24 protein-coding genes and 1 pseudogene are annotated in these 26614 nt (G+C 73.1%); 10 read left to right on the plus strand and 15 right to left on the minus strand.

All coding sequences use genetic code 11. From position 1 onward, the window contains the following. The first annotated feature begins 100 nt into the window (after positions 1–100). Genes mdlC through ACFO9I_RS05590 form a run of 3 tightly spaced genes read left to right on the plus strand, consistent with a single transcriptional unit; the run spans position 101 to position 4451 of the window. Positions 101–1720, plus strand: a complete 1620-nt coding sequence (mdlC, locus tag ACFO9I_RS05580; RefSeq protein ID WP_379178640.1) for a benzoylformate decarboxylase — start codon at positions 101–103, stop codon at positions 1718–1720. Next, positions 1717–2994 (plus strand): MFS transporter, encoded by a 1278-nt coding sequence (locus ACFO9I_RS05585; RefSeq protein WP_379178642.1) that lies wholly within the window; start codon positions 1717–1719, stop codon positions 2992–2994. Before mdlC ends, ACFO9I_RS05585 begins: the two co-directional genes overlap by 4 nt. Then, entirely contained in the window at positions 2991–4451 is a 1461-nt protein-coding gene (locus ACFO9I_RS05590; protein ID WP_379178644.1) for an aldehyde dehydrogenase family protein, read from the plus strand. Before ACFO9I_RS05585 ends, ACFO9I_RS05590 begins: the two co-directional genes overlap by 4 nt. Before the next feature lie 7 nt (positions 4452–4458). Here the strand turns inward: ACFO9I_RS05590 and ACFO9I_RS05595 are convergent, their stop codons facing one another. The 4 genes from ACFO9I_RS05595 to ACFO9I_RS05610 all read right to left on the minus strand — a co-directional run bounded on the left by ACFO9I_RS05595 (position 4459) and on the right by ACFO9I_RS05610 (position 8915). Next, a complete protein-coding gene (locus ACFO9I_RS05595; protein WP_379178646.1) occupies positions 4459–4794 on the minus strand; it encodes a TraR/DksA family transcriptional regulator in 336 nt (111 codons plus the stop codon). Between the two features lie 76 nt (positions 4795–4870). After that, positions 4871–5407 carry an RNase H family protein gene (locus tag ACFO9I_RS05600; protein ID WP_379178648.1) on the minus strand — a complete coding sequence of 179 codons (537 nt, stop codon included), beginning with the start codon at positions 5405–5407 and terminating at the stop codon, positions 4871–4873. 48 nt (positions 5408–5455) lie between these two features. Then, positions 5456–6967 carry a WS/DGAT domain-containing protein gene (locus ACFO9I_RS05605; RefSeq protein WP_379178650.1) on the minus strand — a complete coding sequence of 504 codons (1512 nt, stop codon included), beginning with the start codon at positions 6965–6967 and terminating at the stop codon, positions 5456–5458. A 103-nt stretch (positions 6968–7070) separates the two neighbouring features. After that, positions 7071–8915, minus strand: coding sequence for a phosphoenolpyruvate carboxykinase (GTP) (locus tag ACFO9I_RS05610; protein WP_379178652.1), 1845 nt, complete (start codon positions 8913–8915; stop codon positions 7071–7073). A 151-nt stretch (positions 8916–9066) separates the two neighbouring features. Between ACFO9I_RS05610 and ACFO9I_RS05615 the strand changes: the two genes are divergently transcribed. After that, positions 9067–9411 carry an ArsR/SmtB family transcription factor gene (locus ACFO9I_RS05615; protein WP_379178654.1) on the plus strand — a complete coding sequence of 115 codons (345 nt, stop codon included), beginning with the start codon at positions 9067–9069 and terminating at the stop codon, positions 9409–9411. A 22-nt stretch (positions 9412–9433) separates the two neighbouring features. Here ACFO9I_RS05615 and ACFO9I_RS05620 read toward each other — a convergent pair whose 3' ends face one another. Beyond that, entirely contained in the window at positions 9434–10582 is a 1149-nt protein-coding gene (locus ACFO9I_RS05620) for a N(5)-(carboxyethyl)ornithine synthase (protein WP_379178656.1), read from the minus strand. A 274-nt stretch (positions 10583–10856) separates the two neighbouring features. On the opposite strand from ACFO9I_RS05620, the gene ACFO9I_RS05625 reads away from it, so the two are divergent. Both ACFO9I_RS05625 and ACFO9I_RS05630 read left to right on the plus strand, forming a co-directional pair. Continuing rightward, positions 10857–12032: an FAD-binding oxidoreductase gene (locus ACFO9I_RS05625; RefSeq protein WP_379178658.1), complete on the plus strand. Its 1176-nt coding sequence runs from the start codon at positions 10857–10859 to the stop codon at positions 12030–12032. Beyond that, a complete protein-coding gene (locus ACFO9I_RS05630) occupies positions 12029–12694 on the plus strand; it encodes a DivIVA domain-containing protein (RefSeq protein WP_379178660.1) in 666 nt (221 codons plus the stop codon). The genes ACFO9I_RS05625 and ACFO9I_RS05630 overlap by 4 nt, the downstream gene beginning before the upstream one ends. Before the next feature lie 13 nt (positions 12695–12707). Here ACFO9I_RS05630 and ACFO9I_RS05635 read toward each other — a convergent pair whose 3' ends face one another. Together ACFO9I_RS05635 and ACFO9I_RS05640 are read right to left on the minus strand one after the other, a co-directional pair. After that, a complete protein-coding gene (locus ACFO9I_RS05635; RefSeq protein ID WP_379178662.1) occupies positions 12708–13832 on the minus strand; it encodes a hypothetical protein in 1125 nt (374 codons plus the stop codon). Position 13833: 1 nt separating this feature from the next. Further along, positions 13834–14349: a SigE family RNA polymerase sigma factor gene (locus ACFO9I_RS05640; protein WP_379178664.1), complete on the minus strand. Its 516-nt coding sequence runs from the start codon at positions 14347–14349 to the stop codon at positions 13834–13836. 253 nt (positions 14350–14602) lie between these two features. On the opposite strand from ACFO9I_RS05640, the gene ACFO9I_RS05645 reads away from it, so the two are divergent. Continuing rightward, positions 14603–16426, plus strand: coding sequence for a Kelch repeat-containing protein (locus tag ACFO9I_RS05645; protein ID WP_379178666.1), 1824 nt, complete (start codon positions 14603–14605; stop codon positions 16424–16426). Between the two features lie 15 nt (positions 16427–16441). Here the strand turns inward: ACFO9I_RS05645 and ACFO9I_RS05650 are convergent, their stop codons facing one another. Further along, a complete protein-coding gene (locus tag ACFO9I_RS05650) occupies positions 16442–17905 on the minus strand; it encodes a hypothetical protein (RefSeq protein ID WP_379178668.1) in 1464 nt (487 codons plus the stop codon). Positions 17906–18096: 191 nt separating this feature from the next. Between ACFO9I_RS05650 and ACFO9I_RS05655 the strand changes: the two genes are divergently transcribed. After that, entirely contained in the window at positions 18097–18708 is a 612-nt protein-coding gene (locus ACFO9I_RS05655) for a hypothetical protein (protein WP_379178670.1), read from the plus strand. Positions 18709–18842: 134 nt separating this feature from the next. On the opposite strand, the gene ACFO9I_RS05660 is transcribed toward ACFO9I_RS05655, so the two are convergent. From ACFO9I_RS05660 to ACFO9I_RS05685, 6 genes and pseudogenes are all read right to left on the minus strand, one after another. Further along, complete coding sequence (locus tag ACFO9I_RS05660; protein ID WP_379178672.1) at positions 18843–19712, minus strand: family 16 glycosylhydrolase; 870 nt, start codon at positions 19710–19712, stop codon at positions 18843–18845. A 53-nt stretch (positions 19713–19765) separates the two neighbouring features. Then, complete coding sequence (locus ACFO9I_RS05665) at positions 19766–22960, minus strand: AfsR/SARP family transcriptional regulator (protein WP_379178674.1); 3195 nt, start codon at positions 22958–22960, stop codon at positions 19766–19768. Positions 22961–22992: 32 nt separating this feature from the next. Beyond that, positions 22993–23376, minus strand: coding sequence for a DUF3159 domain-containing protein (locus tag ACFO9I_RS05670; RefSeq protein ID WP_379179390.1), 384 nt, complete (start codon positions 23374–23376; stop codon positions 22993–22995). Further along, positions 23316–23663, minus strand: a pseudogene (locus ACFO9I_RS05675) (DUF3159 domain-containing protein); the annotation flags it as partial. The gene ACFO9I_RS05670 and the pseudogene ACFO9I_RS05675, both read right to left, overlap by 61 nt. Positions 23664–23741: 78 nt before the next feature. After that, entirely contained in the window at positions 23742–25193 is a 1452-nt protein-coding gene (locus tag ACFO9I_RS05680; RefSeq protein WP_379178676.1) for an MFS transporter, read from the minus strand. A 107-nt stretch (positions 25194–25300) separates the two neighbouring features. After that, positions 25301–25522 (minus strand): cation transporter, encoded by a 222-nt coding sequence (locus tag ACFO9I_RS05685; protein ID WP_379178678.1) that lies wholly within the window; start codon positions 25520–25522, stop codon positions 25301–25303. Between the two features lie 226 nt (positions 25523–25748). Between ACFO9I_RS05685 and ACFO9I_RS05690 the strand changes: the two genes are divergently transcribed. Further along, positions 25749–25892, plus strand: coding sequence for a hypothetical protein (locus ACFO9I_RS05690; protein ID WP_379178679.1), 144 nt, complete (start codon positions 25749–25751; stop codon positions 25890–25892). Positions 25893–25926: 34 nt separating this feature from the next. After that, a complete protein-coding gene (locus ACFO9I_RS05695; protein WP_379178681.1) occupies positions 25927–26340 on the plus strand; it encodes a VOC family protein in 414 nt (137 codons plus the stop codon). Here the strand turns inward: ACFO9I_RS05695 and ACFO9I_RS05700 are convergent. Beyond that, positions 26315–26569, minus strand: coding sequence for a hypothetical protein (locus ACFO9I_RS05700; RefSeq protein ID WP_379178683.1), 255 nt, complete (start codon positions 26567–26569; stop codon positions 26315–26317). The two genes, ACFO9I_RS05695 and ACFO9I_RS05700, sit on opposite strands and share 26 nt — an antisense overlap. Positions 26570–26614: the final 45 nt, after the last annotated feature.

The raw sequence follows: 26614 nt of genomic DNA on the forward strand, positions 1-26614 counted from the left end.
CGCTGGCAAGTTCTATTGGCGTGATGGCCCCCGCGCTTCCTAGGTTGCTCGTGACGGCCGTCACCCCGACCCGTCCCCCCAATTCCTCAGGAGCCGCCCCGTGCCGAGCACCGTCCGAGACATCACGCACCGCCTGCTCCAGCGGGCGGGCGTCGAGGTGCTGTTCGGCAACCCCGGCTCCAACGAGCTGCCGTTCCTGGCCGGGCTGCCCGAGGACATCACCTACGTCCTCGGGCTGCACGAGGGCGTGGTGGTGGGCATGGCCGACGGCTACGCCCAGGCCTCGGCACGACTCGGCGTCGTGAACCTGCACGCCGCGTCGGGCACCGGCAACGCGATGGGCGCGCTGACCAACGCGGCGGTCTCCCGCACTCCCCTGCTGGTCATCGCGGGCCAGCAGGTGCGCGACACGGTGGGGCAGGAGGTGATGCTCGCCAGCGCCGACGCGGGGGCGTTGACCCGGCCGCTCACCGGCTTCAGCGCGGAGCCGCTGAGCGCGGGCGACGTCCCGCGCACGGTGGCCCAGGCGATGCACGAGGCCGGGCCGGCCCGCGGCGGGCCGTCGTACGTCTCGGTGCCGTACGACGACTGGGGCCGCACCGCACCCGAGGGAGCCGCGCTGCTGCTCGAGCGCTCGGTGCGCGACGCCACCCACGTCGCGCCCGAGGTGGTCGACGAGATCGCCGACCGCCTGCGGCGCGCCACGCGCCCGCTGCTGGTCCTCGGCCCCGACCTCGACGGCCGGGTCCCGATGGACCGGCTGGTCGCCCTGGCCGAGCGCCTCGACGCCCGCGTCCACGTCGCGCCGTCGCCGCACCGCTTGCCGTTCCCCAACCGGCACCGGCTGTTCGGGGGCGTGCTCCCAGCCGGGGTGCGCTCGGTGAGCCGGGCGTTCGCAGGCCACGACCTGGTGCTGGTCGTCGGCGCGCCAGTCTTCCGCTACCACCAGCACGAGCCCGGCGACCTGCTGCCCGAGGGCACGGCGCTCGTGCAGGTCACCGACGACGTCGGGGCCGCGACCCGCGCGCCCATGGGCGAGGCGGTGCTGGCCGACCCGGCGGCGCTGGTCTCCGGCCTGGTCCGGCGGCTCGGCACGGGTGCCCCGACGACCGGGGCGGCCGCGGACCGCTGGACGGCCTGCCCGGAGCCGGCGCGGGCCGAGGACGGGCTGCACCCCGCCGAGGTCTTCGCCACCCTGCGCGAGACCCAGCCCGCGGACACCGCCTACGTCGTGGAGTCGACGTCCACGAACGCCGACTTCTGGGCGCAGATGGACCTGCGCCACCCCGGCAGCTACTACTTCCCCGCCTCCGGCGGCCTCGGCTTCGGCCTGCCCGCCGCGATCGGCGTGGCCCTGGCGCAGCCCGGCCGGCGCGTGGTCGCCGTGGTCGGTGACGGGTCGGCCAACTACGGGATCACCGCACTGTGGACCGCCGCGCAGCTGGGGGTCCCGGTGACGTTCGTGATCCTGCGCAACGGCAGCTACGGCGCGCTGCGCTGGTTCGCCGACCTGCTCGGCACCCCCGACGTCCCCGGCCTCGACGTGCCGGGCATCGAGTTCGTACCCCTCGCCGAGGGGTACGGAGTCCCTGCGGTCCACGTCAAGGACCGGGACGCCCTCGCCCACGAGCTGAGCCGCGTCCCGGACGGTCCGCGGCTGATCCAGGTGGACACCGCCGTCACCACGCCGGAGCCACCCCGAGAAGGAGTCACCCGATGACAGCGAACACCAGCGCCCCGACGTACGGGGCCACCGCGCACGGCTGGACGCGCGCCCTGTGCTGGGCGACCGTGACGCTCGAAGGCTTCGACATCGTGGCCCTGAGTGCGTCGCTGCCGACCATCCTCGACACCGGTCACGCCGGTATCGGGAAGGCCGAGGCCACGTTCATCACCACGATCTCGCTGGTGGGCATCCTGGTCGGGGCAGTGCTGGTCGGGCCGATCTCGGACCGGGTCGGTCGCAAGGTCTCGCTGATGGGGTCGATCGCGCTGTTCTCCGTGCTCACCCTCGCGGTGCCGTGGGCTCCCGACGCCACGGCGTTCGCGGCCCTGCGGTTCTTCGCGGGCATCGGTCTGGGTGCCTGCATGCCGGCCGCACTGACGATGATGAGCGAGACCGTCCGCCCCTCCCAGCGGGCCCGGGGCACGACCCTGGCGATGACCGGCTACCACACGGGCGCGATGCTCACCGCGCTCGTGGGCCTGGCCGTGATGCCCGACTGGGAGTGGCTCTTCGGCATCGGCGGCGTCGTCGGCCTCGCCGTGCTGCCCGTCATGTGGGCCAAGCTCCCCGAGACCAGCGAGCGGGTGCTGGCCCGGCGCTCCGGCGAGCGGCAGGCCGAGCGCGTCCCGCTGTCCGCCGTGCTCCGGCAGCCCTTCCTGGTGGCCAGCGTCGCGACGTGGGTGGCCTCGTTCATGGGCCTGCTGCTCGTCTACGGCCTGATCTCCTGGCTGCCCACGATCATGAGCGAGGCGGGCTACAAGCTGTCCACGTCGCTGGTGATGCTGTTCCTGCTCAACCTCGGCGGGGTGGCCGGGCTGGTGCTGGCCGGGTTCGTCGGTGACGCCCGCGGCATCCGCCCGAGCGCGATCGGCTGGTTCCTCGCGGCGGCCGTGTTCCTGGGACTGCTGAGCGTGAAGATGCCGACCCTGCTGCTCGACGTGGCGGTCTTCGTCACCGGTGTCTTCGTGTTCAGCGCCCAGGTGCTCGTCTACGCGTGGATCACGCGGAGCTACCCCGCGGACGTCCGCGGCACTGCGCTCGGTCTCTCCTCCGGGATCGGTCGCGTGGGCTCGATCGTCGGCCCGACCATCACCGGAGCCCTGGTGACGGCCGGCATCGCCTACCCGTGGGGCTTCTACTTCTTCTCCGCCGTGGCACTGCTGGCGGTGGCGGCGATGGTCGCGGTCCCCCGCGGCCTCGAGCGCTCCGAGGCCCAGCACGAGGCCGCACCGTCCCGCAGCCGCAACGCCGAGGAGGCCCTCTCATGACCACGACCAGCACCGAGCCCTGGACCGACCGCATCTTCTCCGGCGGCTTCGTCACCGGAGCCGGCTCACCGACCGTCGTGGTCGAGAAGGCGACCGGAGCACCGCTCGGCTCGGTGGGGTCCGCCACGGCCGCGGACCTCGACGCCGCGCTGGCGACCGCACGCACGGCGCAGCGGGCCTGGGCCGAGGCGCCGTACCAGCAGCGCGCCGAGGTGCTGCTGCGCGCGGCCGCCCTGCTCGAGGCCGAGCCCGACCGGCTGCTGCCCTGGCTGGTCCGCGAGGCAGGGTCGGCTCCCGGCAAGGCCGGCTTCGAGCTGGGACTGGTCGTCTCCGAGCTGCGCGAGTCGGCCGCGGCCGCCTCCGCGCCGTACGGCCACGTGCTCCGGTCCGGCAGGCCCCGGCTGTCGTTGGCGCGCTACGTGCCGGTGGGCGTGGTCGGCGTGATCTCGCCGTTCAACTTCCCGGGCATCCTGTCGATGCGCTCGGTCGCCCCGGCGCTGGCGCTCGGCAACGCGGTTGTGCTCAAGCCGGACCCGCGCACGACCGTCTCGGGCGGGATGGCGCTGGCCCGGCTGCTCGCGGACGCAGGGCTGCCGGACGGGCTGCTGCACGTGCTGCCCGGCGGTCGCGAGCTCGGCGAGCAGCTGGTCGCGCACCCGGACCTGCCGTGCCTCTCCTTCACCGGCTCCACCGCGGCCGGCCGTGCGATCGCGGCGGTGGCCGCGCCGATGTTCAAGAAGCTGCACCTCGAGCTCGGCGGCAACAACGCCCTGCTGGTGCTCCCGGACGCCGACCTCGAGGCCGCGGCGTCGGCCGGAGCGTGGGGGTCGTTCCTGCACCAGGGCCAGATCTGCATGACCACCGGCCGCCACCTGGTCCCGCGCGGGATGGCCGACGAGTACGCCGCCATGCTGGCCGCCAAGGCCGACGCGCTCCCGGTCGGCGACCCGTGGGCCGGCGAGGTCGCGCTCGGGCCGCTGATCGACGACGTACAGCGCGACCGGGTGCACGACCTGGTCACCGGCGCGGTCGCCGAGGGCGCCCGCCTGGCCGCCGGCGGGACGTACGACGGGCTGCTCTACCGGCCGACGGTGCTGGCCGACGTCTCCTCCGGCCAGCGGGTGGCGCGCGAGGAGATCTTCGGCCCGGTCGCGCCGGTCATCGCCTACGACTCGGTCGAGGAGGCGGTCGCGCTCGTCAACGACGACCCGTACGGCCTCTCGGTGGGCGTGCTGACCGGCGACGCGATGGCGGCGTACGAGCTCAGCAGCCGGCTCGAGGTCGGCATGGTGCACGTGAACGACCAGACGGTCGACGACGAGGCGGTGATCCCGTTCGGCGGGATCAAGGCGTCGGGCTCGGGCGGCCACTTCGGCGGGGCGACGGCCAACCTGGAGACCTTCGGGCACCTGCAGTGGGTGACCATGCAGTCGGAGATCGAGCGCTACCCGTTCTGAGCGCCGGTCAGCGCGCGCGGCTCTCCTCGACGGTGAGCTCTGCCGCGGGGTCGGCCTCCAGCCGCTCGTCGGGGATGGGCTGGCCGCTGCGGACCGAGCGACCGTAGGTGCCCTCCTCGATGCGGCGCTCGGCCCGGTCGAGCGCCTCGAGCCGCGCCTGCAGGGACGCCGTCACGGCGTTCTCCACGCCCTCGGCAGCGAGCGGCTCGGCCACGTCGGCGTTGTCGCCGACCTCGCGCTCGGCCGCGCGGTCCTGCCGACCGGCCGAGAGGCTCTCCGCCAGGAGGCTCTGCACCCTCTCGCGCTCGGCCCGGACGAGGGTTCTCGCGCGTTCTTCATCCATGGTCTCTCCCGTGCTCGCCGGCACCCGAGGTCTCTCCCACGTCCGAGTATGCGCCTCAGGGGGCCGCGCGGCCCTGTCAGAGACCGCTGAAGAGGTCGGCGTCGTCGTACACCGGGGCGGCGGGCCGCTCCTCGGGGTGGCTGGTCACCGCGCCGGCGAAGCCGGGTCCGGGCTCCGGCGCGACGCGTCCCTTCCACGACGCGGCCGCGCCGTTGGCCAGCCGGTCCGCCGCCTCGTTGAGCGGGTGCCCGGAGTGCCCCTTGACCCACGCGAACCGGACCTCGCGGCCGGCCATCGCCTCGTCGAGCGCCTGCATGATCTCGACGTTGAGGACGGGCTTGCCGTCGCCCTTCTTCCACCCGCGACGCTTCCAGCCGGCCATCCACTTGGTGACCGAGTTGATGACGTAGGTGCTGTCGCAGTAGACCAGCAGGTCCTCGGCGAGGTGGGCGGTCTGCTGCAACAGGTCGAGGACCGCGGTCAGCTCGGCCTTGTTGTTGGTCCCGTGCGCCCAGCCGCCGGCCGCCCAGCAGGAGTCGTCGACGTACCACGCCCAGCCCGCCGGTCCGGGGTTGCCGAGTGCTGAACCGTCCGCTGCCGCAATGATCGTCACGCCGCGAATCCTGCCACCAGGAGGTCGCCGAGCGGACGCCGCCACGGGTCAGGGACTGAGCAGCGCGAGCCTGCGGAACGCGTCGGCGAAGCCGTCGACGACCTGGTGGTGGTCGGGCACCAGCCCGACGTCGGCGGCGATGCCGACGAACACCTTGCCGTCGTAGCTGAAGATCGTGACGCTCATGACCTGGTCGGCGGTGAGCGGGGCCCAGCCCATCATCCCCTCGACCTTCCGCCCGGCGACGTACAACGGCACCTGGGGCCCGGGAACGTTGGTCAGCACGCCCACCGCGCGGTTGGCGAGCAGGTCGATCGTGACCCGGTACAACCGCTTGCTCATCCGCGAGATGGCCGCCTGCACCCCGAAGTCCACCACCGCCTCGTGGCCGTTCTTGATCCGGTCCATCCGGTGCCGCACCACCTGGAGGGTGCGCACCGGGTCGTCGATGTGGGTCGGGAGCTCGAGCTGCACGAGCGCGAAGGCGTTGCCGAGCACCACGGGCAGGTCGGGGTCGAACGGCTTGAGGTTGACCGGCACGTCCCAGGTGACGCTGTGGCAGACCGCGTCGTGCGCCTGCAGGTAGGCCCGCAGCGACTCGGCCACGCAGGTCACCAGCACGTCGTTGACGGTGGCGTCGTGGGCGTGTGCCACGGCTTTGACGTCCTCGAGGGGCAACGGCGGCGACCACGCGACCGCCTTGTGGTCGCCGACCTTGCCGGTCCAGCGAGTGGTGTCGTTGCGGGTGCCGAGGACGAGCTTGCGGACGGTGTCGACGTCGCCGGGAACGGCGGACAGGAAGGACGGCACACCGAGCACGCCCTGCCCGCCGGAGCTCACCACCGACCGGGCCCGGGACGCCGCCGAGCCGACCAGCGACTGCGACAGCGTGAGGGCGCTGCTGGCGGCGCCGACGGGGTTCGTCACCGTGCTCCGGGCCAGCCGCAGCGACGTGCCGACCGTGCTCGAGGCGAGCGACCGCGCCTGGGTGGGCAGCGCGACGCGACCGTCCACCGGGTCCGCGTCGACCCTCGCCGCCGACCTCCGCGACGCCGCGTGCCGACGCACCGTGCGGACGGGCACGACCGCACCGTCCGGGCTGACGTCGAAGATGCTCAGGGCCAGCTGGACCATCCGGATCCCGTCGGCGATCGCGTGGTGCCCCCGGAACAGCACGGCGCTGCCACCCTGGTAGCCGTCCACGAGGACGGCGCGCCACAGCGGCTCGCTGCGGTCCAGCGGCACGGTGCGCTGCGAGGCGATGAGGTCGGCCAGCTCGGCGTCCCCCCCGGGCGCGGGGAGCTCCACCTGCTCGTAGCGGGCCTCGAAGTCGGCGTCCGGTCGGTCCTCCCACCACCAGGCACCGTCCTCGCCGCGGACCACAACGCTGCGGAAGACCGGGAAGCGGTCCCAGAGCCGGTGCCTGAGGGCGGCGCGGTAGCGGTCCCAGTCGACGGGCGTCGCCGTCCAGAACAGGCTGTCGACCACCATCAGGTTGCCCGGCTTGTCCATCTCCAGCCAGAGGGCGTCCTGCACGCCCAACCGCTGCCGCTCACCCATGCTCAGCCCGCCCAGTCGCTCGATGTCCGCCCCCCGGTACGACGGCCATCGTCGACCGGCGGCCGGTGCCCCGACAGGGGCGAACGTCACGCGGCGGGCGTCGTCAGTCCGCCGCGAGCTCGTCGAGCGCCTTCGTGACCCGGCGGTGGGCCTCCCAGATCTCGTCGGGCAGGCCCGCGAACTGCTCGAGGTGCTCCTCGCGGTTGGCCATCTCCTGGCGCCAGCGCGGGACGTCGATGGTCAGCACCCGCTCGAGGTCCTCGGGGGTGATGTCGACGCCACGGAGGTCGAGCTCCTCCTCGGTGGGGACGATCCCGACCGGCGTCTGGCGGCCGGTGACCTCGCCGTTCCTCAGCTGCAGCAGCCACAGCAGCGGGCGGAGGTTCTCGCGGTAGCCCGGCCACAGGAAGTGCCCGTCCTCGGGGTCACGCTGGAACCAGTTGACGTGGGCGAAGATCGGCTGGTCCACGGCCGCGCCCACGACCTTCAGGTAGTGGGCGGCGTAGGGCCCCTCGGCGTACGCCATGAACGGGCGGTTGGACATGGGGTCGTACCGCAGCTGCCCGTCAACGCCCTCGGCGGCGAAGGTCGCCTCGGCCCCGAGGGTGAGGCCGTCGTACACGCCCTCGGCGAGATCGTGGATCGCCCGGACCAGCGGTTCCCGGTCGCGGGTGCGGCCGCCGAAGATGATCGCGTCGATCGGCACCCCCGCCGCCGCGTCGTAGTCGGCCGCGATGTTGGGGACGTTGTCCAGCGTCGTGGTGAACCGGCTGTTGGGGTGCGCCCACGGCTCGGTGCTGCCCGGCTCCCGCTCTGCGATCGGGTCACCCTTCCAGTCCAGCCAGCCGGCGAGCTCGGTCGGCGGCTCGGGGGTGCGCCCCTCCCACCAGACCTCCTGGGTGAGCTCGTTGTAGGCGACGTTGGTGAAGATCACGCCCGTCCCCTCCCCGACCGAGGCCAGGGCGGTCGGGTTGGTCCGCTCGTTGGTGTCCTTGGCGACGCCGAAGACGCCGTACTCCGGGTTCATCCCGTAGAGCCGGCCGTCCTCCTCGTTCACCCACAGCCAGGCGATGTCGTCGCCGTAGAACGAGACGTGGTAGCGGTCGCCCAGCGCGTCGGGCGGCAGCATCATCGCGAGGTTGGTCTTGCCGGAGGCACTCGGGAAGCCGCCGCAGATGTGGAAGTCCTTGCCGGTCTGCTTGTCGTGGATGCCGATCAGCATGTACTGCTCGGCGAGGAACAGGCGCGACGCCCAGCCGTCGTACGCCGCCTGCCGCAGGCCGTGCGCGATCTTGCCGAGCAGCGCGTTGCCGCCGTACGACGAGCCGAAGTGCAGGATGGTGCGCTCGTCGGCGACGGTCACGAAGTAGCGCTGGTCCTCGGGGGTGCCGTGGCCGAGGTTCTCGAGGTCGCCGGTCACGTGCACGGCGCGGACGAAGCTGTTCGGGTCCTCGAGGTCCTCGACGTGCTCCACGCCCACCCGCGACATCCGGATCATGTGCAGCACCACGGTGCGGGTGTCGGTCAGCTGCACGCCGGTGGCCCAGGGGGCGAGCGCGTTGCCGGGCGGCGCCATCAGGTAGGGGATGACGTACATCGTCCTCCCGGCCGAGGCGCCCCGCATCCGGTCCTCGAGCAGGGGCTTCATCTCCTCGGCGGGCCGCCAGTTGTTGTAGACGCCCTTGTCGCCGGGGTTGCTGGTGGCCACGACGGTGCGCTCCTCGGAGCGCGCGGTGTCCTTGGCGTAGCTGCGCGAGTAGTAGCGCCCCTCCCCCGCGGGCAGCAGCTCGCCGGCCTCGAGCGCCTCGCGGACCAGGCGCGCGTCGTCGGCCGCGCTCACGACCTCGATGCGCGCGGCGCCGGTCAGCTCCGCCCAGTACTCCACGTACTCGCGCACCCGCGGGTTGGTCAGCCCCGCCTCGTCCAGCACCGCGGCCACGTCCACCATCGTTCGCTCTTCTCTGTCGAGGGTCCGTCTGCTGCGAGGCTACCCGACTTGAAGACTTTTGCAACTGATGGATCAGCCGTGCAAGACTGGCGGAGCCCGGTCGCACCGGGCACGACGAGGGGGCACGACGAGCGCGGATGGTGGTGACCCGGTGAGCGTTCCGCTCTACCAAGCGAAGGCCGAGTTCTTCAAGACCCTCGGACACCCCGCCCGGATCCGCATCCTCGAGCTGCTGTCCGAGCGCGACCACGCCGTGCACGAGCTGCTCGAGGAGATCGCGATCGAGCCGAGCAACCTCTCCCAGCAGCTCGCCGTCCTCCGCCGCACGTCGCTCGTGGTCTCGCACCGCAACGGCGGCGAGGTCGTCTACTCGGTGAGCGTGCCGGAGGTGCGCGACCTGCTGCTGGCGGCGCGCAACATCCTCTCCCGGGTCATCGCGACCCGGGGCGAGCTCGAGGCGGAGCTGGCGCCCGAGCCGCGCGGGCACCCGACCTGAGAAACGTGCCCGGTCGGTACGCCTAGGTCGCGACGAGCCCGTGCGGATGCTGGGGCGAGCGGCCCTGGAAGGTCAGGATCGCGGGGTTCTGGACGACCCCATCGTGGATCTCGATGGCCCGGCGGATGGTGGGGTCCGCGTCCCAGGCCGCGCTTCCTCCCAGCACGGTCGGCAGGAACGGCAGCAGTGCCTCGCTGTTCTCCCAGGTCGCGGAGTTCCACAGGTACGACGGGCTGTGGTCGACGCCGTAGTGCATCACGTTGTCCCCCACCACGAACGTGGGGTCGGCGAACGACGTCGGCCGGGCCCAGCTGAACCCCATGCCCTCGTCGCAGGACACGTCGATGACCAGGCTGCCCGGCTCCAGGGCCGGGAGGTCGTCCTCGGTCATGAACACGAGCGGCCGGTCGGTGTCCTGGAGCACGCAGTTGACGATGATGTCGTGCTCCGCCAGGAACCCCGCGAGGGGGACCCTGCCGGTCTCCGTGACCGCGTGGCTCACCCCCGCGCTCGTCGGGTCGCTGTCGAAGTGGACGATCCTTGCCGAGTGGATCGGCGCCGCCACCGCCGCGGTCTCACGGTGGGTGAGCACGTCCACGTCGTGGACGCCCAGGGCCGCGAGCGCCGTCACCGCACCCCGCGCGGTGGCGCCGAACCCGATCACCACGGCGCGCAGCCGGCGCCCGTAGTCACCCGTGGATCCCGCGAGCTGCATGGCGTGCAGCACCGAGCAGTAGCCGGCGAGCTCGTTGTTCTTGTGGAACACGTGCAGGCCGAACGAGCCGTCCGGGTTCCAGTGGTTCATCGCCTCGAACGCGATCAGCGTGAGCCGCTTGTCGATGGCGAGCTGGGTCAGCGCCTCGTCCTGGACGCAGTGCGGCCACCCCCAGAGCACCTGCCCGACCCGCAGCGCAGCGACGTCGGAGAGCAGCGGCTTGGGCTGCAGGATGACGTCACACTCCTCGAGCAGCTCCTCGCGCCTCCTGAAGCCTGCGACCCAGCCGGCCAGCTCGACGTCGGACACGCCGAACTGCTCGCCGTAGCCCCGCTCGAGGTGGATGCTCCCCCGCAGGTCGTCCGGGATCCGGCCGAAGTGGTGGGGATGGATCGCCAGCCGGCGTTCGTGCTCCTTGAGCGACCGTGCCATGACGCCGAGGGTCAGCTGGCTCATGTGGCTCCCTCCGCCCGGGCCTCGTCACGTCAGCGTACGCCGGCGCGTCCGCGTCCGCGTCCACGGAAAAAGGGAGGTTTCGGCTCCGGCGTGCCGGGTAAGAGCGTCGCGGGAGAAGACGGGGGCACATGAGTTGGAGGGACTCTTTGTCAACGTTTCGTCCGTCGGTGCACGGCACCGACCACCGCACGCATCCCGGTGAGCACGACGGGTCCGGTGACGGACCACGCGCCTGTGTCGAGGGGCGGTCCGGTCGACGCGGATAGCCAGCCCCATGGATTCAGCTGCCCTGCAGAACAGCTGGGACAAGGTGACGAGGCACGGGCACGACGTTGCCCTGTACTTCTACTCGCACCTCTTCGTGTCCCACCCCGAGGTCCGCTCGATGTTCCCGCTCTCGATGTCGGGTCAGCGGGACAAGTTCGTCAGCGTGCTCGGTCGCGTCGTCAGCCACGTCGACCAGCTCGAGGACGACGCGTCTTTCCTCGAGCACCTCGGCCGTGACCACCGCAAGTACGAGGTCGTCACCGAGCACTACAACGCGGTCGGAGCGTCCCTGTTCGCCACCCTGAGGCACTTCCTCGGGGACGACTGGGACGAGGGCCTGGCCGCGGACTGGGCCGCGGCCTACCAGGTGATCGCCCGGATCATGGTCGAGGCGGCGGACACGTCCTCCGAGACCAGCCCGGACTGGTGGGACGCCGACGTGGTCTCGGTCGAGCGGAAGATGATGGACCTCTCGCTGATCCGCGTCCAGCCCCGGCACGAGCTGCCCTTCCTCCCCGGCCAGTCGCTGTCGATGGAGATCCCGCAGCGCCCGCGCACGTGGCGCTACTTCAGCCCGGCCAACGCGCCGCGCGAGGACGGCTCGATCGACCTGCACGTCCAGAAGGTCGACGGCGGCCAGGTGAGCTCGACCCTGGTCCGGTCGCTCAGGGTCGGCGACACCGTGAAGCTCGGCGCGCCGGTGGGCGACCGGCTCACCCGCAGGGCCGGCGACCCCACCGACCTGCTCATGGTCGCCGGCGGCACCGGGCTCGCGCCCCTGCGCGCGGTGCTCGAGCAGATCGACCGCGAGTGGCAGCGGTCCGGGACCGCTCCGCGGGTGCAGCTGCTGCACGGCGTACGGATGCCCTGGCACCTGTACGAACGCGCGCTGCTGCGGGACCTGGCGGACAAGCGCCCCTGGTTCGACTACACCGAGGTCGTCTCCGACGACAGGTCCTACCCCGGGACCCGCGGCAAGGTCGGCACCGTCGCCGCCCGGCAGCACCTGGCCGGCCGCACTGCCATGGTCTGCGGTGGCCCGCAGATGGTCGCGCACACCCTGGAACAGCTGACGGCGGCCGGGATGGCCCCCGAGAGCATCAAGTACGAGCACTTCTACTACGCGGCCGCGAGCGAGCACGACGCCGCGGCCACCCTGAGCACGTCGGGAGACAAGCAGTGACCAGCAACGCCGCCCAGAGCCCCACGCACCACCGGTCGTCGGAGGCGATCCGCAACGAGTCCTTCCCCCGGCGGCTGCGGGGACTGGACGAGGAGAAGGTCTACGCCTACCTCGACCGGGTGGCCGACCAGGTGCAGGCCGCCGACGACGAGCTCCGGGAGGTCAGCGCGGAGAACCAGCGCCTCCGGGCCGACCTGCAGCGGGCACGGGCCGAGCTGGCCGAGCGCGACGAGGCGGGTGACCGCGTCAACGACCAGGTCGTCGAGCTGTTCAGCCAGGCCCAGCTGGTGGCCGAGGAGATGGTGGAGGACGTCAGCCGCGACGCGCGCGAGCGGCTGGAGCAGGCCCGCGAGCGGGAGCGCCAGATCCTCCAGGAGGCCATGGAGACCGCCGAGCGCACCCGCCGGGACGCGGAGGCCCTGATCCGGTGGACGCTCCCCGGCGCCGTCCAGGACACCGGCTCCTCCTCCGTCGAGGTCGACAGGGTCCGCTCCTTCGCCCACGCCGCGGAGGCGCAGATGCAGTCGATCGTGGACTCGCTCGCCTCCGAGGTGGAGCGGCTCGGGGACGCCCCCGCCGACGACCTTCCCGCCGGGGGGTTCGGCTCCCCCGGGCGGCACCGGAACCTCGACGCCGCCCGCGAGGAAGAGGACTCGGCCTGAGGGGCGTCGGCCCTCACCGGCCGTCGATCAGCACGCACCGGGCCGACACGACGCTGCACCGCACCATCCGCTCGGCGCCGTCGCCGCTGTCCCGGACGACCGGGGAGACCAGGTGCTGCTCGTCCTCCCACGCGTACGCCATGACGTGGAAGCCCCAGCCGTCGGGGGCGTCGAGCGTCACGCGCTGCGCGCCGTCCACGGACTGCGCCTCGAGGGTGGCGACCGAGGTGACCTCACCACCCATCAGCCCGACCTGGGTGCCGGCGAGCCAGGTGCCCCCCGGGCTGCCCACGATCGCGTCGAGGACCGGCGCCGGCCCGGTCCTGGTGAGCTCGCCGGAGTCCGAGACCTCCGCCAGGTACGGCTCGCCGTTCTCGCCGTCGGTCACGACCAGGCCGGCCGGGGTGTTGGCCACGACCACCTGCCCGGGCGCCGTCGCGGTCAGGTCGACGGTGCTGTTGTCGACCAGCGGCAGCCACAGCACGGCGGTCCGGGTCCCCTGCGCGATGACGCGGCCGTCGTCGGTGACCGCCCGCACCGTCACGGTGCTGCCGTCCTGGTTGCTCCCGGGGTCGACGGGGACACCGCCGAGCCCCTCCCCGCTGAAGCCGGTGTCGAACCCGGTCAGCGTGCCCGTGCCGTCCTCGTCGACGACCTCGCCGACGTAGGTCCCGTCGGGCGAGAGCGCCGGGGGCACCTCGAGCCGGGTCTCGATGGCCATCGGCTCGGCGCCGCTGCCCCACCACCAGGTGTTGTCCGCACGGAGGGCAAGCCAGCCGGAGCCGCCTGCCTGCAGGGACCACCAGGTGCCGGGCACCTGCTCGCCGTCGACGTACAGCTCCTGGTCCAGGAGGTACGGCACGGTCGGCGCCGTCCTCGGGATCGGGTCGGCCGAGTCGGTGCGGCCCGGCGACGGGGGCTGGGGTGCCGGCTGGACGTCCCGGCCGCCGCGGGTGGTGGCCACCAGGGTGACCACGCCCGCGAGGACCAGCACGACCGCCGCAGCCACCAGCAGCGGCTGCCAGCTCCGCGGGGCGCGCGGCGGCTCCTCCGGCAACGACGGCAGTGCGGGGACCTGCAGCCCGTCGGCCACCTGCCGCAGCTCGCGGCCCAGGGTCTCCTCGACGTCGACGAACATGTCAGCTCTCCTCTCCGGTCGTGCCGTCCGAGCCGATCGCGGCTCGTAGTGACTTGAGTGCGTGGTGCGCGGTGGACTTCACGTTGCCGCGCGAGCAGCCGAGGGCGTCCGCGATCTCCTGCTCGCTGAGGTCCTCGTAGTAGCGGAGCACGATGACCGCTCGCTGGCGTGGTGGCAGCGACCTCACGTGCGGCCACAGGACCATCCGGTCCTCGGGCCCGCCGGCGGGTGCGTGCAGCTCCTCGGGCGGCGCGGTGAGCAGCTCGAGCCGACGTCCCCGCGGCCGCCGGAAGGACAGGTAGGTGTTGGTGAGCATCCGGCGCAGGTACGCCGTCGGCGAGTCCGAGGCCTGCACGCGCGACCAGGAGCGGTAGGCCTTCATCAGCGTCTGCTGCGCGATGTCCTCGGCGTCGGCGTGGTTGCCGGCCAGCAGGTAGGCGTAGCGGTACAGCGACGGCCAGGCCGACGCGGCGTACTCCTCGAACGTGGGCGCCACCGAGCTGGTCACGGTGTTCATCATCTGGCACCTCCCCCTTCTGCCCTTCTGACTCCGCGGGACGGCGGGAGGTTGCGTCGGCAGACGGACCGGTCCGCGGCCCGGCATCGCCACTGTCGTGCTCACCTGTACCGGCCCACGCAACCGCCTGTTGACCGTAGACTCACGCGTCCCGCGACCAGCGGCCAACCACGAGGAGAACCAGGTGTCGCACGTGCCTCGGCAGCCATCCGGACTCCGATCCAGAGCCTGGCGGCGAGCCGCGCTCTGGACCATGAGCGGCGTGCTGCTGGCGGGCACCGGCGCTCTCCATCCGGGGAGCTCCTCCGCCGCGGCGTCCGTGACGGTCCCCAGGACGACGGCGGTCGGAAACCTGAAGGTCACCGCCGAGCGGGTGGTCGCCGGATCAACGCGAGACCTCACCTTCACCTACACCGCCCCTCGCTCCCGCGCTGTCACCGGCAGCATGCGGGTCACGTTCCCCCACCCCTGGACCGTGCCGCAGACGCGCAAGCCACGGCAGCCGGGCTACGTCGAGGTCGTGCGCCGGGGCTGCCGATCCGCGGCCATCACCGCCCGGACCCGGCAGGTGAGCTCGTGGCGACTGCAGCTCGACGTCACCTGCCCGGCCGGGAAGTCGTTCACGATCGTCTACTCCGATGCCACGGCCCCCACCACCGCCGGCACCGCCGCGTTCGATGCCCGCGCGAAGCTCGAACAGTGGTCGCAGTACCGCCCCTTGGCGAAGCGGACCACGCTGACCGTGCACCCGGCTGCTGCCTCCCGGCTGGACTTCACCGGCCAACCAGGCAACAGCCTGGCCGGAACAACGCTCGCCCCAGCACCCACCGTCACCCTGCGGGACAAGTACGGCAACACGGCCGACAGCAGCGCGACGGTCACCCTCACGGCGACGGGAGTCCCCGCCGGGACAGCTGGAGGGACGACCAGCGTGGAGGCCCGCAAGGGTGTCGCCACCTTCGACGACGTCCACCTCGACCATGCCAGCAGCGGCTACCGCCTCCGGGCCAGCAGCGGAAGCATCCCGGCGGTCGAATCCCGCCGCTTCACCGTGGACGCCACCTGGACGATGTCCGGTCAGACCATCCAGGCACGCCAGCAGCGCCCAGGCCTGGTGAAGCTGCCCGACGGTCGGGTCCTGCTGGCTGGCGGCTACGACGGCACCTCACCCTGGGAACAGGTCGCGACCACGGCTGAGATCTACGACCCCGCCACCCGCACGTGGACATCGACCACACCTATGAACGCCGCCCATCACATGTCCTCGGCCTACGTGCTGCCCGACGGACGGGTGCTGCTGACCGGCGGCGACCAGGGCGACCCGGAGCTGTACGACCCAGAGAGCGGCGTCTGGACACCGACGTCCGCCCCGTCACGTTTCGGATCCCTGTCGACCCAGCTGACCGACGGGCGCATCCTGAGCATCCCGTCCGCCGCGTACGACGCCGACCGGATCGCCGAGGTCTACGATCCGGCGACCGGCGTGTGGAGCCCCGCCGGAGGACTCCACGCCAACCATGTCGACGGAGGCATCGTCACGCTCGGCGACGGTCGCGTCCTCGTCGTCGGTGGCGGCAACGGCAACGGCGCCTACACCGCCGTCGCCGAGGTGTGGGACCCCGCCACCGATGAGTGGACCGTGATCGGTCCGATGCACGGCGCGCGCAGCCAGTTAGCGATCGCCCTCCTCGGTGACGGACGGGTCTTCGTCGCCGACGGGGACATCACCTCGACGGACCGGAAGCCGGAGATCTGGGACCCGGCCACCGGGGCGTGGTCGGAGGTCAGCGGGTACTCGCACATGCGGACCGGATCGGTGGCGACGACCCTGGCCGACGGCCGTGTCCTCGTCGCCGCTGGTCAGCACGGGCCAGTGAAGTACCCCCTCGCCGACGAGAAGGCCCCCATGACCGCGGTCTACGACCCTGCCACCGACACATGGTCGAGCACTGAGGGACACACCGACTATCCGGTCGGTGTGGGGTTCCAGGCGGTCACGCTCGACGACGGCCACGTCCTGCACGTCGGGGGATCGTACGGGTCGCGGCTCACCCTGCTCTACGGCGACGCGGACTGAGCCGGGAGCAGACGACTAGCTCCGCGCGCTCGCGTAGCCGAGGACCGCGGCCAGGCCCAGGGCGCTGCGCGGCTCGTACGGCGCGCGCCAGAGCCCGCCGTGCACCGCGGCGTACGCCTCGTCCTGCCAGGGGTGGTCGTGGGACGGCGTGCCCTGCACGAGGTCGTGCACGAGGAGTGCGGCCATCAGGGTGTTCGACGTGGCCGGCTCGAAGATCTCGACGCCGAAGCGGTGTGCCCCGGCGAACGCCGCCGCCAGGGCGCGGTTCTTGACCACCGAGTGCGTGCGCGTCGACGGCGCGACGTGGAACGACACCTGCCGCCCGTCCCGACGGGCCGCGGCGGCCCGCCAGCGCTGGATCCGCTTGGCCAGCGCGTAGCTCGGGCCCTGCACCGGCACCAGGCTGTCGCCGATGCCCGGGTCTGCGTCCGGCGGGTAGGCGCGGTGCAGCAGGCGGCCGCGGGTCGCCCAGCGCAGGGGGCGACCGAGGGTCCGGGCGGTCGCGGAGCGGCCACGGTAGCTGCGGGTCGCCTGCTCGACGGCGTCCCGCGGCACAGCGAACACGTCCGTCGGCGTGGCGAGGAAAGCCAGCGCGGTGTCCGGCCGCGCCCGGTCCACCCGGCTCGCCAGCGCGTCGGCGGCCACCGAGACCCGCACGTGCGTGCCCCCGTCGGCGTACAGGTAGTTGCCGAGGACCAGCCGCCCGTCGAGGCCCGTCAGCCAGTCCGCCGTCTCCGGCACCTCGTCGAGCAGGTCGAGCCCGGCCGCCTCACCGGCCCGGTCCGGAGTGGCGGCGTCGGCGCGCACCGGCACCAGCAGGCGACCCGCGGAGGAACGCGCCGTGCGGAGCACGCGGTCCCACATGGCCGCGCGCGGCAGGTCCACCGCCGCGACGGTCGCTCCCCAGCCGAGCAGGGGCCGCAGCGGACCCATCTCCGACCCGGCCCCGAGCACCGCCACGGTCTGCCCGTCGAGCCGGAGCCAGCCGGGGTTCCCGGCGACCTCGGCCACCGCCTCGGCCGCCGAGGGCTCCATCACGCCGCGCCGCCTCCAGTCCGCCAGCTGCTCGCGCAGCTCGGCCCCGCGCAGCGACCGCCCGCGGTAGGGCACCACCAGCTCGTCGGCCGGCGTCCCCTCCCCCGCGACCTCGACCGTCTCGAGGGCGCGGGCCGCGGCTGCGTCGGCCAGGCTGCTCAGCGGCGCCTCCCGGTCGTCCTCGCCGACCACCACCATCCGCCGGTGCACGGAGGCCAGCCCGGCGTCCGCGATCGCCAGCCAGGCCCCGGGATCGGCCAGGCCGGCCTCGACCAGGCGACGGAAGTGCAGGGGGTAGCGGCTGCGCCAGGACGTCTCGTGCTCGACCGCTCGCGCGCCCACGGGGTCGACCGCGCGCAGCGCGTCGGCCACGACCCCCCGGCCGACCGCGGTCGTGCTCCGGCGGCCGTCCGGCTGGGCGGGGAAGGCGACTCCGTGCGTCATGCGACCCATCATCGGGCACCGGGGGCGGGTCGCGACGCTCGAGTACGCCGAGCCCTTGCCGACGCCGCCCGCCGACCACGGGTATGGCACGTACCGCAGGAACGTGCGGGATCTCCGTTAGTGCGCTTCCGCATCGGGCACGGGGCGAGAGTCGGCGGCAGCCGAGCAGCCGACAGGAGAGGGAGAACATCATGAAGCAATCACGCATTTCTCGGGGCGGGTTGGTCACCCTGCTGGCAGGTCTGCTCACGATGGCGATGGTCGCGGTCGGACCGGTGGGCCAGGCGGGCGCGGAGGCCGCGCGTACCAGCAGCAGCACGCTGGCAAAGCCGGTGCTGAGCTCGGACTACGGCAAGGCCGTCTCGCGCGTGGAAGGCACCTTCGGCAAGCACGGAACGGTGACCGGCACCTTCACGCCGAAGCGGTTCAAGGTCGGGAAGTCCGGCAACCTCCGGGCGGTCGGCAAGCTGCGGGCCACCATGACCCGCGGCAGCGGGCACGTGGTCGGGACGACGACCAAGACGGTCAGCCTCAGGGTGAAGAAGGCGGAGGGCCAGTCCCTTCGCACCGCTGCCGCGGGCAGCTGTGACGTCCTGAACCTGGTGCTCGGCCCGCTGGACCTCGACCTGCTGGGGCTCCAGGTGCACCTGGACAAGGTGGTCCTGAAGATCGTCGCGGCCTCGGGCGCCGGCAACCTGCTCGGCAACCTCCTGTGCGCGGTCGCGGGGCTGCTGGACCAGAACGGCCTGCTGACGCAGGTCTCGCAGATCCTCAACTCGATCCTCGCGATCCTGAGGCTGTGAGCGGGCTCCCGACCCGGGTCTGACCTGCTGCACCACGGCCCCTCCGCCCGATCGGGTGGAGGGGCCGTCGCGCACACCCCCCGGTTCACGGCGGCCGCCGCGGTGGCCACGCGGCTGCGGCGGCCCGGTCCGCGTCAGCAGGGGGGTGCGGAGGTCACCCGTCTCATCCGGGGCGCGTCGATGGACTGCGCGTTGGGGCGGTCCAGGTCGTAGTACCGGACCCAGTCCATCTGCATCCGCGAGGTGTTCATCAGTCGTCCGGCCCGACCCAGGATCTCGAACTCCGGGCGGAACGTCGCTCCGGCGAGGGCCGCGGTGCGCCGTTCGGTGCGCACCACCGTGGTGTCGACGAACCACGAGATGTGGTCCGGCGTGACCTCGACCGCGTAGGTGTGCCACGCCCGCGAGCGCAGGTCCAGCGGTCGGGAGTACCGGAACGCCTGGTCCGGAGCGGTCGTCACCCGCCCGCGGGCCCGGTCGTCGCCGGGCCGGTACCTCGCCAGCACGATCCGGTTCGCGTCGCAGTCGATGCCATCGGTCGGGACGAGCTCCCACACGAAGGCGAACGGGGTGTCGCCGGTGGACTCCTCGACCGCGCGGACCCGGGCCTCCCAACGGCCGTACCTGGCGGACTGGTCGGTCGCCGCCACCGTCACCCGTTCGGTGGCCGAGGTGGCGTGGATCGTCAGCATCCCCTCCCGCTGCTCGACCAGGTCCGGTTCCTCCGTCGCCCAGTCACCCTCCACCTCGCTGGTGGTGCGGTCCTCGAACTCACGGCGCCACTCCTCGACGCCCCAGCGGAAGACCTTCGCCGCGTTCGTGGGGTGCTGGCAGTACCCGATGCACCCGTCGGCGAAGCCCGGGGCGGCTCCTGTCGTCGCCGCGGTGGCCGTCCCGGCCGCCGCCGTGGTGGGCGGGGACGCGACGGCACCGGCCAGGACGGCGCCCGCGAGGAGGACGGCGCCCCGGACGAGCTTCAGGCGTCGGTCCAGCTTGTGCGTCATGTCCATAGTGTCGGTCGCGGGGACCCATGACTTGTGGGTCCGGGCGCGTCAGGTCACGAGGCCGCGGCCAGCGCCGCCCTCGCGGCCTCGAGGTCACGCCGCTCGTGCGGTGGTGCCGGACGAGCCGAGTGCTCGCGCACCCGGGTTGCCTCCTCCAGCAGCGCGGCGGCGTCGGCGAGGTCTCCCCGGGCCAGCGCCAGTCGGCACAGACCCTCGAGCGCGGTGCCGACCAGGGCGGGTTCGCCGGCTGCCCGGCCGGTCGCCAGCACCTCCTCGTAGCGGCTCTGCGCCGAGGACGTGTCCCGCGCCGCCTCGTCGCAGCGGGCCACGCCGGCCAGGGCCAGTCCCTGGGGCACCGGGGTGCCGAGCGCCCCGAAGCCGAGGTGCGCCTCGGTGAGCTCGCCGCGTGCCTCGTCCCAGTCCTCCCGGACCAGGGCGAGCAGGCCGTACCCGTACCCGGCGAGCACCGCCCCGGCGCCGTCCCCGATGTGCTCGGACGCCGCGCGGGCGCGATCGAGGAGCCGACGCGATGACTCGACGTGCCCGAGGTGGAGCTGGGTCACGGCGAGGTCGGCCAGGGCCCACTGCACGGTGTTGTACAGCCCGGCGCCGGTCGCGACGTCGATCGCCTCCTCGAGCACCCGAGCGGACTCCTCGTAGCGACCGAACTGACGCAACCCCCAGCCGAGGTGGTACAGGACCGCCGACAGGCCCCAGGGATCGTCGAGCTCCCGGAAGGCCGCCGCCGTCGTCCGGCCCGTCGGTACGGCGGTCTGCTGGTCGCCGGCCTTGAGCGCCGTCTCCATCCGGACGAAGCCGATCACCGCCTCGCCCCAGCGGTCCTCGTCGCGCACGAACTGCTCGCGCGCGCGGCGCAGCAGCGCGTCGCAGCGCTCCGCGTCGGCCCCGGTGACCCCCTCCACCGCCACCAGCACCCGGGACAGAGCCGCACGCCACTCGTCCCCGAGCCGTTCGAAGACGGCCAGGCTCTGCTCCGCCGCCTGCGCGCAGCGCGGACTGGGGTGCACCAGGCAGGCGCGGGGGCGCTCGACCAGGGAGAGCGCCTGCAGGGCCCGCGCCCTCGGTGCCGGGGTACCGGAACCCGACGCCAGCAGGCGGCCGAGCACGTCGCGACCTTCCAGGTGCCGTCCGAGGTGCCAGAAGAGGCCGAGCGACCCCGCCATCGTCAGGGCGGAGTCGAGGTCCCCGTCGGGTCCCCCGAGCCAGGCCAGCGCGGTGCGGATGTTGGGCTGCTCCTCACGGAGACGTCGCAACGCCTCGCGCTGCCCGTGGCCGCGGAGCTCCAGCTCCGCCTCCGCGCTGAGGGACCGGAAGTGGTCGGCGTGCCGGGCGCTCAGCGTCGCCGCCTCCCCGGCGTCGGCAAGCCGTTCGAGGGCGTACTGGCGCAGGGTCTCCAGCATCCGGTAGCGCGTGTGCCGGCCGCGCTCGACCACCACCATCGAGCGCTCCACCAACCGCCCGACGACGTCGAGCACCTCCCCCTGAGCACGTCCCTCGTCGCCGACCACCGCCTCGGCGGCGGTGAGCGTCCAGCCGCCCTGGAAGACGGCGAGCCGGTTGAAGACCCGGCGCTCGTCGTCGTCCAGCAGCGCATAGCTCCAGTCGACGGTCGCGCGCAACGTCTGTTGCCGGGCCTCGGCGGTGCGGGCACCGGTCGTGAGGAGGGCGAACCGTTGCTCGAGGCGCTCCGAGATCTCCACCGGAGACAGCGAGGTGACCCGGGCGGCGGCGAGCTCGAGCGCCAGGGGCATGCCGTCCAGCGCCCGGCCGATCCGGCCGACGGCCACCAGGTCGTCGTGGTCCAGCACGGCGCCCGGCCGGGCCGCGCGCATGCGCTCGACGAACAGCTGCGACGCCGGGAACTCCAGGACGCGCGGCGCCGGCGTACCTTCCGGGGGCGCGTCCAGCGGGCCCACGGTCACCTGCACCTCGTCGGGGACGGCCAGCGCCTCGCGGCTCGTGGCGAGCACGGTCACCTCCGGACAACGGCCCAGCACCTCGTCGACGAGGGAGGCCGCCGCGTCGATGACGTGCTCGCAGTTGTCGACCAGCAGCAGGACCTGCCGCCGAGCGAGGTAGGCGACCAACCGCTCCCGGACGTCCCGGTCCCCGGCCGCACCGTCGAGTGGTACGCCGAGCGCCTCGGACACGACCAACGGGACCTGGCCCGGGTCCTCGACCGATGCCAGGCGAGCGACGAAGGCCCCGTCGGCGAAGGACGGCGCGACGCGGACCGCCGTCGCGAGGGCCAGCGAGGTCTTCCCGGCGCCTCCCGGCCCGATCAGGGACAACAGCCGGACACCACCGACGAGCCCGGTCAGGGAGTCGAGCTGCGCGTCCCGGCCGATCAGGGGTCGCACCACGCGGGGCAGGTTGGTGGGTGCAATGCGCCCATCGTCAGCACGGCGCCGGTGCCCCGGCACGGCCAGCGGCGCGGGCGGCGTCAGGTCCGGCTGCGCTCCGAGGGACGGGTCCTGGCGGAGCACGCGTTCGTGCAGCGAGCGGAGGGACACCGACGGCTCGAGTCCCAACGACTCGTCGAGGACCTCACGCGTCCGGGAGTACACCTCGAGGGCGTCCGCCTGCCGACCGGAGCGGTAGAGCGCGACCATCAGCAGACCGACCAGCGACTCGAGCGTGGGGTCCTGCGCGACCTGCGGCTCGAGGTCCCCGACGACCTCGTGGTGGCGACCGAGGGAGAGCGCGATCCTGGCCCGCTCGGTCAGCGCGGCCAGCCGCAGCTCGGTGAGCCGCGTCGCCTCCACCGTCGCCCACGGGTCGGTGGCGAAGTCCGCGAGGGGCTCGCCACGCCACAACGCGAGGGCCTCGTCGTACGCCGCCAGGTGCTCGGGGCCGTGCGCATCGCCCGCCGCCGCGGCCAGCGACCGGGCCCGGCGGATCCGGTCGGCGAACTCGACGGCGTCCACGCTGGCCGGGTCGACGTCGGCGCGGTAGCCCACGCCCTCCCGGGTGACCGCGTCCGGGACGCCGATCGAGGCGAGGCCCCGCCGCAGCTTGGACACCCGGATCTGGAGGGCGTTCATCGGGTCGACGGGCAACGACGACTCCGACCAGAGCCGGTCGACGAGCACCGTCGCGGGGATCGTGCGACCGGGTGCCAGGAGCAGCTGGACGAGCAGCGCACGCTCCGCCGCGCCGGGCAGCGCGACGGGCTCCGCCCCGACGACGATCTCCATGGGTCCGAGCAGCCGGAAACGCACGTCCATCCGGACCCTCCCCTCCTCACCCCCGCCGCCGTTCATCGTGCCCGAGCGGGCGGGGGCGGGCAACGACCGGCACAGGCACGGCGGACGGCAGCGAGGGTGAGCACGACCGCGGCGACGGTCACCGGCCAGCCGAGGAGGAGCTTGCTGAGCGCCAGCAGCTCCGTCCGGCCCTGTGCGTACAGGACCCCCTGTGCCACGGTTCGCAGCGCGAAGACACCGGACCACCCGAGGGTGGCGATGGTGAAGACCCTTCGCAGCCGCGCGCTCCGCCGCCATTCCGGGCCGAGCCGGAACAGAGCCGCATGCAGGTGGCCGACCAGTGGCCGCCCCAGGAGGGCGGACCGGCGAACACGACTCCGTAGGCAGCGTCGACGTAGATCCCGGGGAGGAAGAAGTCGCGGGCCTGACCCGTGCACGCCGCGACGAGCACGGCCACCCCGAGGCCGACCAGGCCCCGCAGCGCGCCGGCCAGCGGCTCGCCCCTGGCAATGCGGACGGCCGTGGCCCCCAACCCGGCCGCCGCGGCCGCGACGACGGCGGCACGCAAGGCGGCAGGCGCGCCCACCACGAGACCGGCAGCGGCATGGGCCGCCACGAACACCACGGTTGGCAGTGCGCCGTCGACGATGTTGCGCCGACCGCCCAGGGCCGAGAGCAGGGCCGGCAGCCCGGCATCGGGACGGGTGTGCACGGGGTCGGTCATGGGATCTCCGGAGTGAGGCAGGACGTCGGCCACCGGCCAGCGTCCACGAACGCCGGCCGGTGGCCGCTGGGATGTCGCCTACGCGGCGACCGCGGTGGACTCCTCGTCGGACGCGGGGGCCTGCGCCGCGGGGGTCCTCAACCACGCGGCCGCGAGCACCGCGCCCACGGCGGCGATCGCCGCGGCGCCGAGGAGGCCGGCCGAGAAGCCGTCGGTGAGGGCCCCGAGGTCGCCCGCGCGCTCCGCGCCGAACGCCGCGGCGAGCGCCGTCATCGCGGCCAGCCCGAGCGCGGAGCCGACCTGGTAGCTGGTGTTCACGATGCCGGCGGCCAGGCCGCCCTCCTCGGGAGCCGCGGAGGACAGCGCGAGACCCAGCGACGGGATGAACGCCATCGCCATCCCGGCCGCCGTCACCAGCGTCGCCGGGAGCACGTCGACGGTGAAGCTCCCGTCCGGGCGGACGAAGGACAGCCAGACCAGACCCGCGGCGAGCGTGCTGAGGCCGGTCACCGTCATCGCCTTGGGTCCGAACCGGCCGATGAGCCTCGGCGCGGCCGCGACCATCCCGATCATGATGGTCACGGTCAGTGGGAGCAGCGCCGCCCCACTGGCGAAGGCCCCGAGCCCGAGGACCTGCTGCAGGTAGAGGTTGAGGAAGAAGAACATCGGGATCCAGGCCGCACCCAGCAGGAACTGGGCGGAGTTCGCCGCGGCCAGGTTCGGGGCCCGGAAGATGCCCAGCCGCACGAGCGGCTGCCGCAGCCGGGCCTGGAGGACGACGAAGACGGCCAGCAGGACCAGCCCGCCAGCGCCCACCAGGAGGGTCGACGCCGAGGCCCAGCCCTCCTCCGGAGCGCGGACGATGGCGAACACCAGCATCGCCAGGCCCGCCGTGACGGTGGTCGCCCCGGCAAGGTCGAGCGAGCCGCGTCGGGTCATGCCCTCGGGCATCACCCGCGGCGTCAGGGCCAGCACCGCGACCGCGAGGGGGAGGTTGATGAAGAACACCCAGGGCCAGCTGGCGTACTCCGTGAGCACGCCCCCGAGGAAGACGCCGGCGGTCCCGCCTGCGGGCGCGGCCGCGCCGTACAGCGCCAGCGCCTTGGTCAGCTCCTTCGGCGAGGCACCGAAGACGGTGAAGAGCAGGGTGAGGGCCGCGGGCGCGATCAGGGCCGCCCCTGCACCCTGGACGGCGCGTCCGGCGAGCTCGACGGGCACGTTCTCCGCGAGGCCGGCGGCCAGCGACCCGATCGCGAGCGTCAGCCACCCGAGGGAGAAGACCCGACGCGCACCGAAGAGGTCGGCCAGCCGTCCTCCCAGGAGCAGGAGTCCGCCGAACGCGACGACGTAGGCGTTGAAGACCCAGCTCAGCCCCTCGGGGGTGAACCCGAGGTCCGACTGCATCTGCGGCAGGGCGACGCCGATGATCGAGGTGTCCATGATGACCATGAACTGGGCCGCGGCGATGAGCCCGAGCGCCAGCCAGCGCCGGTTGCTGGGGCTCCCCGTGGCAGGTGGGGTGGCAGACATGGTGTGCCTTTCTCTCGTGGTGGTCAGCCGACGACGGCTGTGGGAGGAGAGCCTCACGGCCGGGGCTGTCCTCGCGCTGTCCCCGCTCTGTCGCCCGCGCCGGGAGGTCACTGCCCGTGCTCGACGACCGGCCGGTCGAGCACCCGCGCGACGTACGTCGTCCCCCTGAACGCGGCGAGCACGTCCACCACCGTCATCGTCCCGCTGAGGCGGACCTGGGACAGGCCGGCGTCGGCCATCACCGTCTGGACGCCCGGGACGTCCCGCAGCCGCCGCGTGACCTCACGGACGCAACGCCGGCAGGACATGCCGCCGACGAACAACCTCATGTGTCGCATGTGTGCCGCCCTTCTGGCGCGAGTGCTCCCTGGTTGCGACAGCGTGCGGGAACCGGCTGTCCGACCGCTGTCCGGCCGGGCCGGCCGCGCCCTGTCGAGCACCCGACGTCAGGGACAAGGGCGGGACAGGCGGCCGCAAGCGACGCGGTCGAGGGTCGAGACATCGAACGGCTCGGGACGAACCCTCAACCACCCAGACACGAAGGACGTGGACGACATGGCGGCATCGCGGATCATCGAGCAGGAGTCGGGCACCTGGACCGGGCGCATCCACCCCCACAACGGCTACTACGCAGGTGACTTCTGGGGTCCCCGGCAGGACGATCGTGACCACGACCAGCAGCAGGGCTCGTGGCACTGAGCACCCGCCCCGCCCGACCGACAGGAGCACCCCGATGAACGACCCAGCCGAGCAGCGCCGCGTCCTGCAGATGCGCCTGGTGGTGGAGGCCCCGGACTACGACGAGGCGGTCGCGTTCTACCGCGACCTGCTGGGCGCGGGCGAGGAGCTGCAGGTGTACGGGGACGACGGCGAGAAGGTCACGATCCTCGACGTCGGCCGGGCGACGCTGGAGCTGTCCAGCCCCGCCCAGGTCGAGATGATCGACCGGGTCGAGGTCGGACGCCGCGTGAGTCCACGCCTGCGCGTGGCCTTCGAGGTAGCCGACGCGGAGGCGGTCACGGGGGAGCTGGTCGGCGGCGGCGCCGAGCTCGTCGCCCCTCCGACGCGGACGCCGTGGGACTCGCTCAACGCCAGGCTGGAGGGCCCGGCGGGGCTTCAGCTCACGATCTTCCAGGAGCTCGGGTGAGGAGCCGGGCCCGCAGCCGGTGCAGCCGGGGCATCAGCCCGTAGATCACGATCGGGACCGCCACGGTCGCGAGGACGAAGGTGCGCAGCACCGGGCCGGCGTCGGCGAGCCAGGGGCCGATCGTCAGGTTGAGGACGGTCAGGGTCGGGAACACGGCGATCCAGATCATCAGCGCCAGCTGGTGCTTCGTGGGCGGGGGGACGGGGTGAGCGGCCTGGGTCTCGGGCATGACAGGACTCCTGGAGGTGGGGCGGACGGGACGGGAGTTCGAGGA

The organism is Nocardioides sp. GCM10023255 (assembly GCF_042653125.1).
GTDB lineage: Bacteria > Actinomycetota > Actinomycetes > Propionibacteriales > Nocardioidaceae > Nocardioides.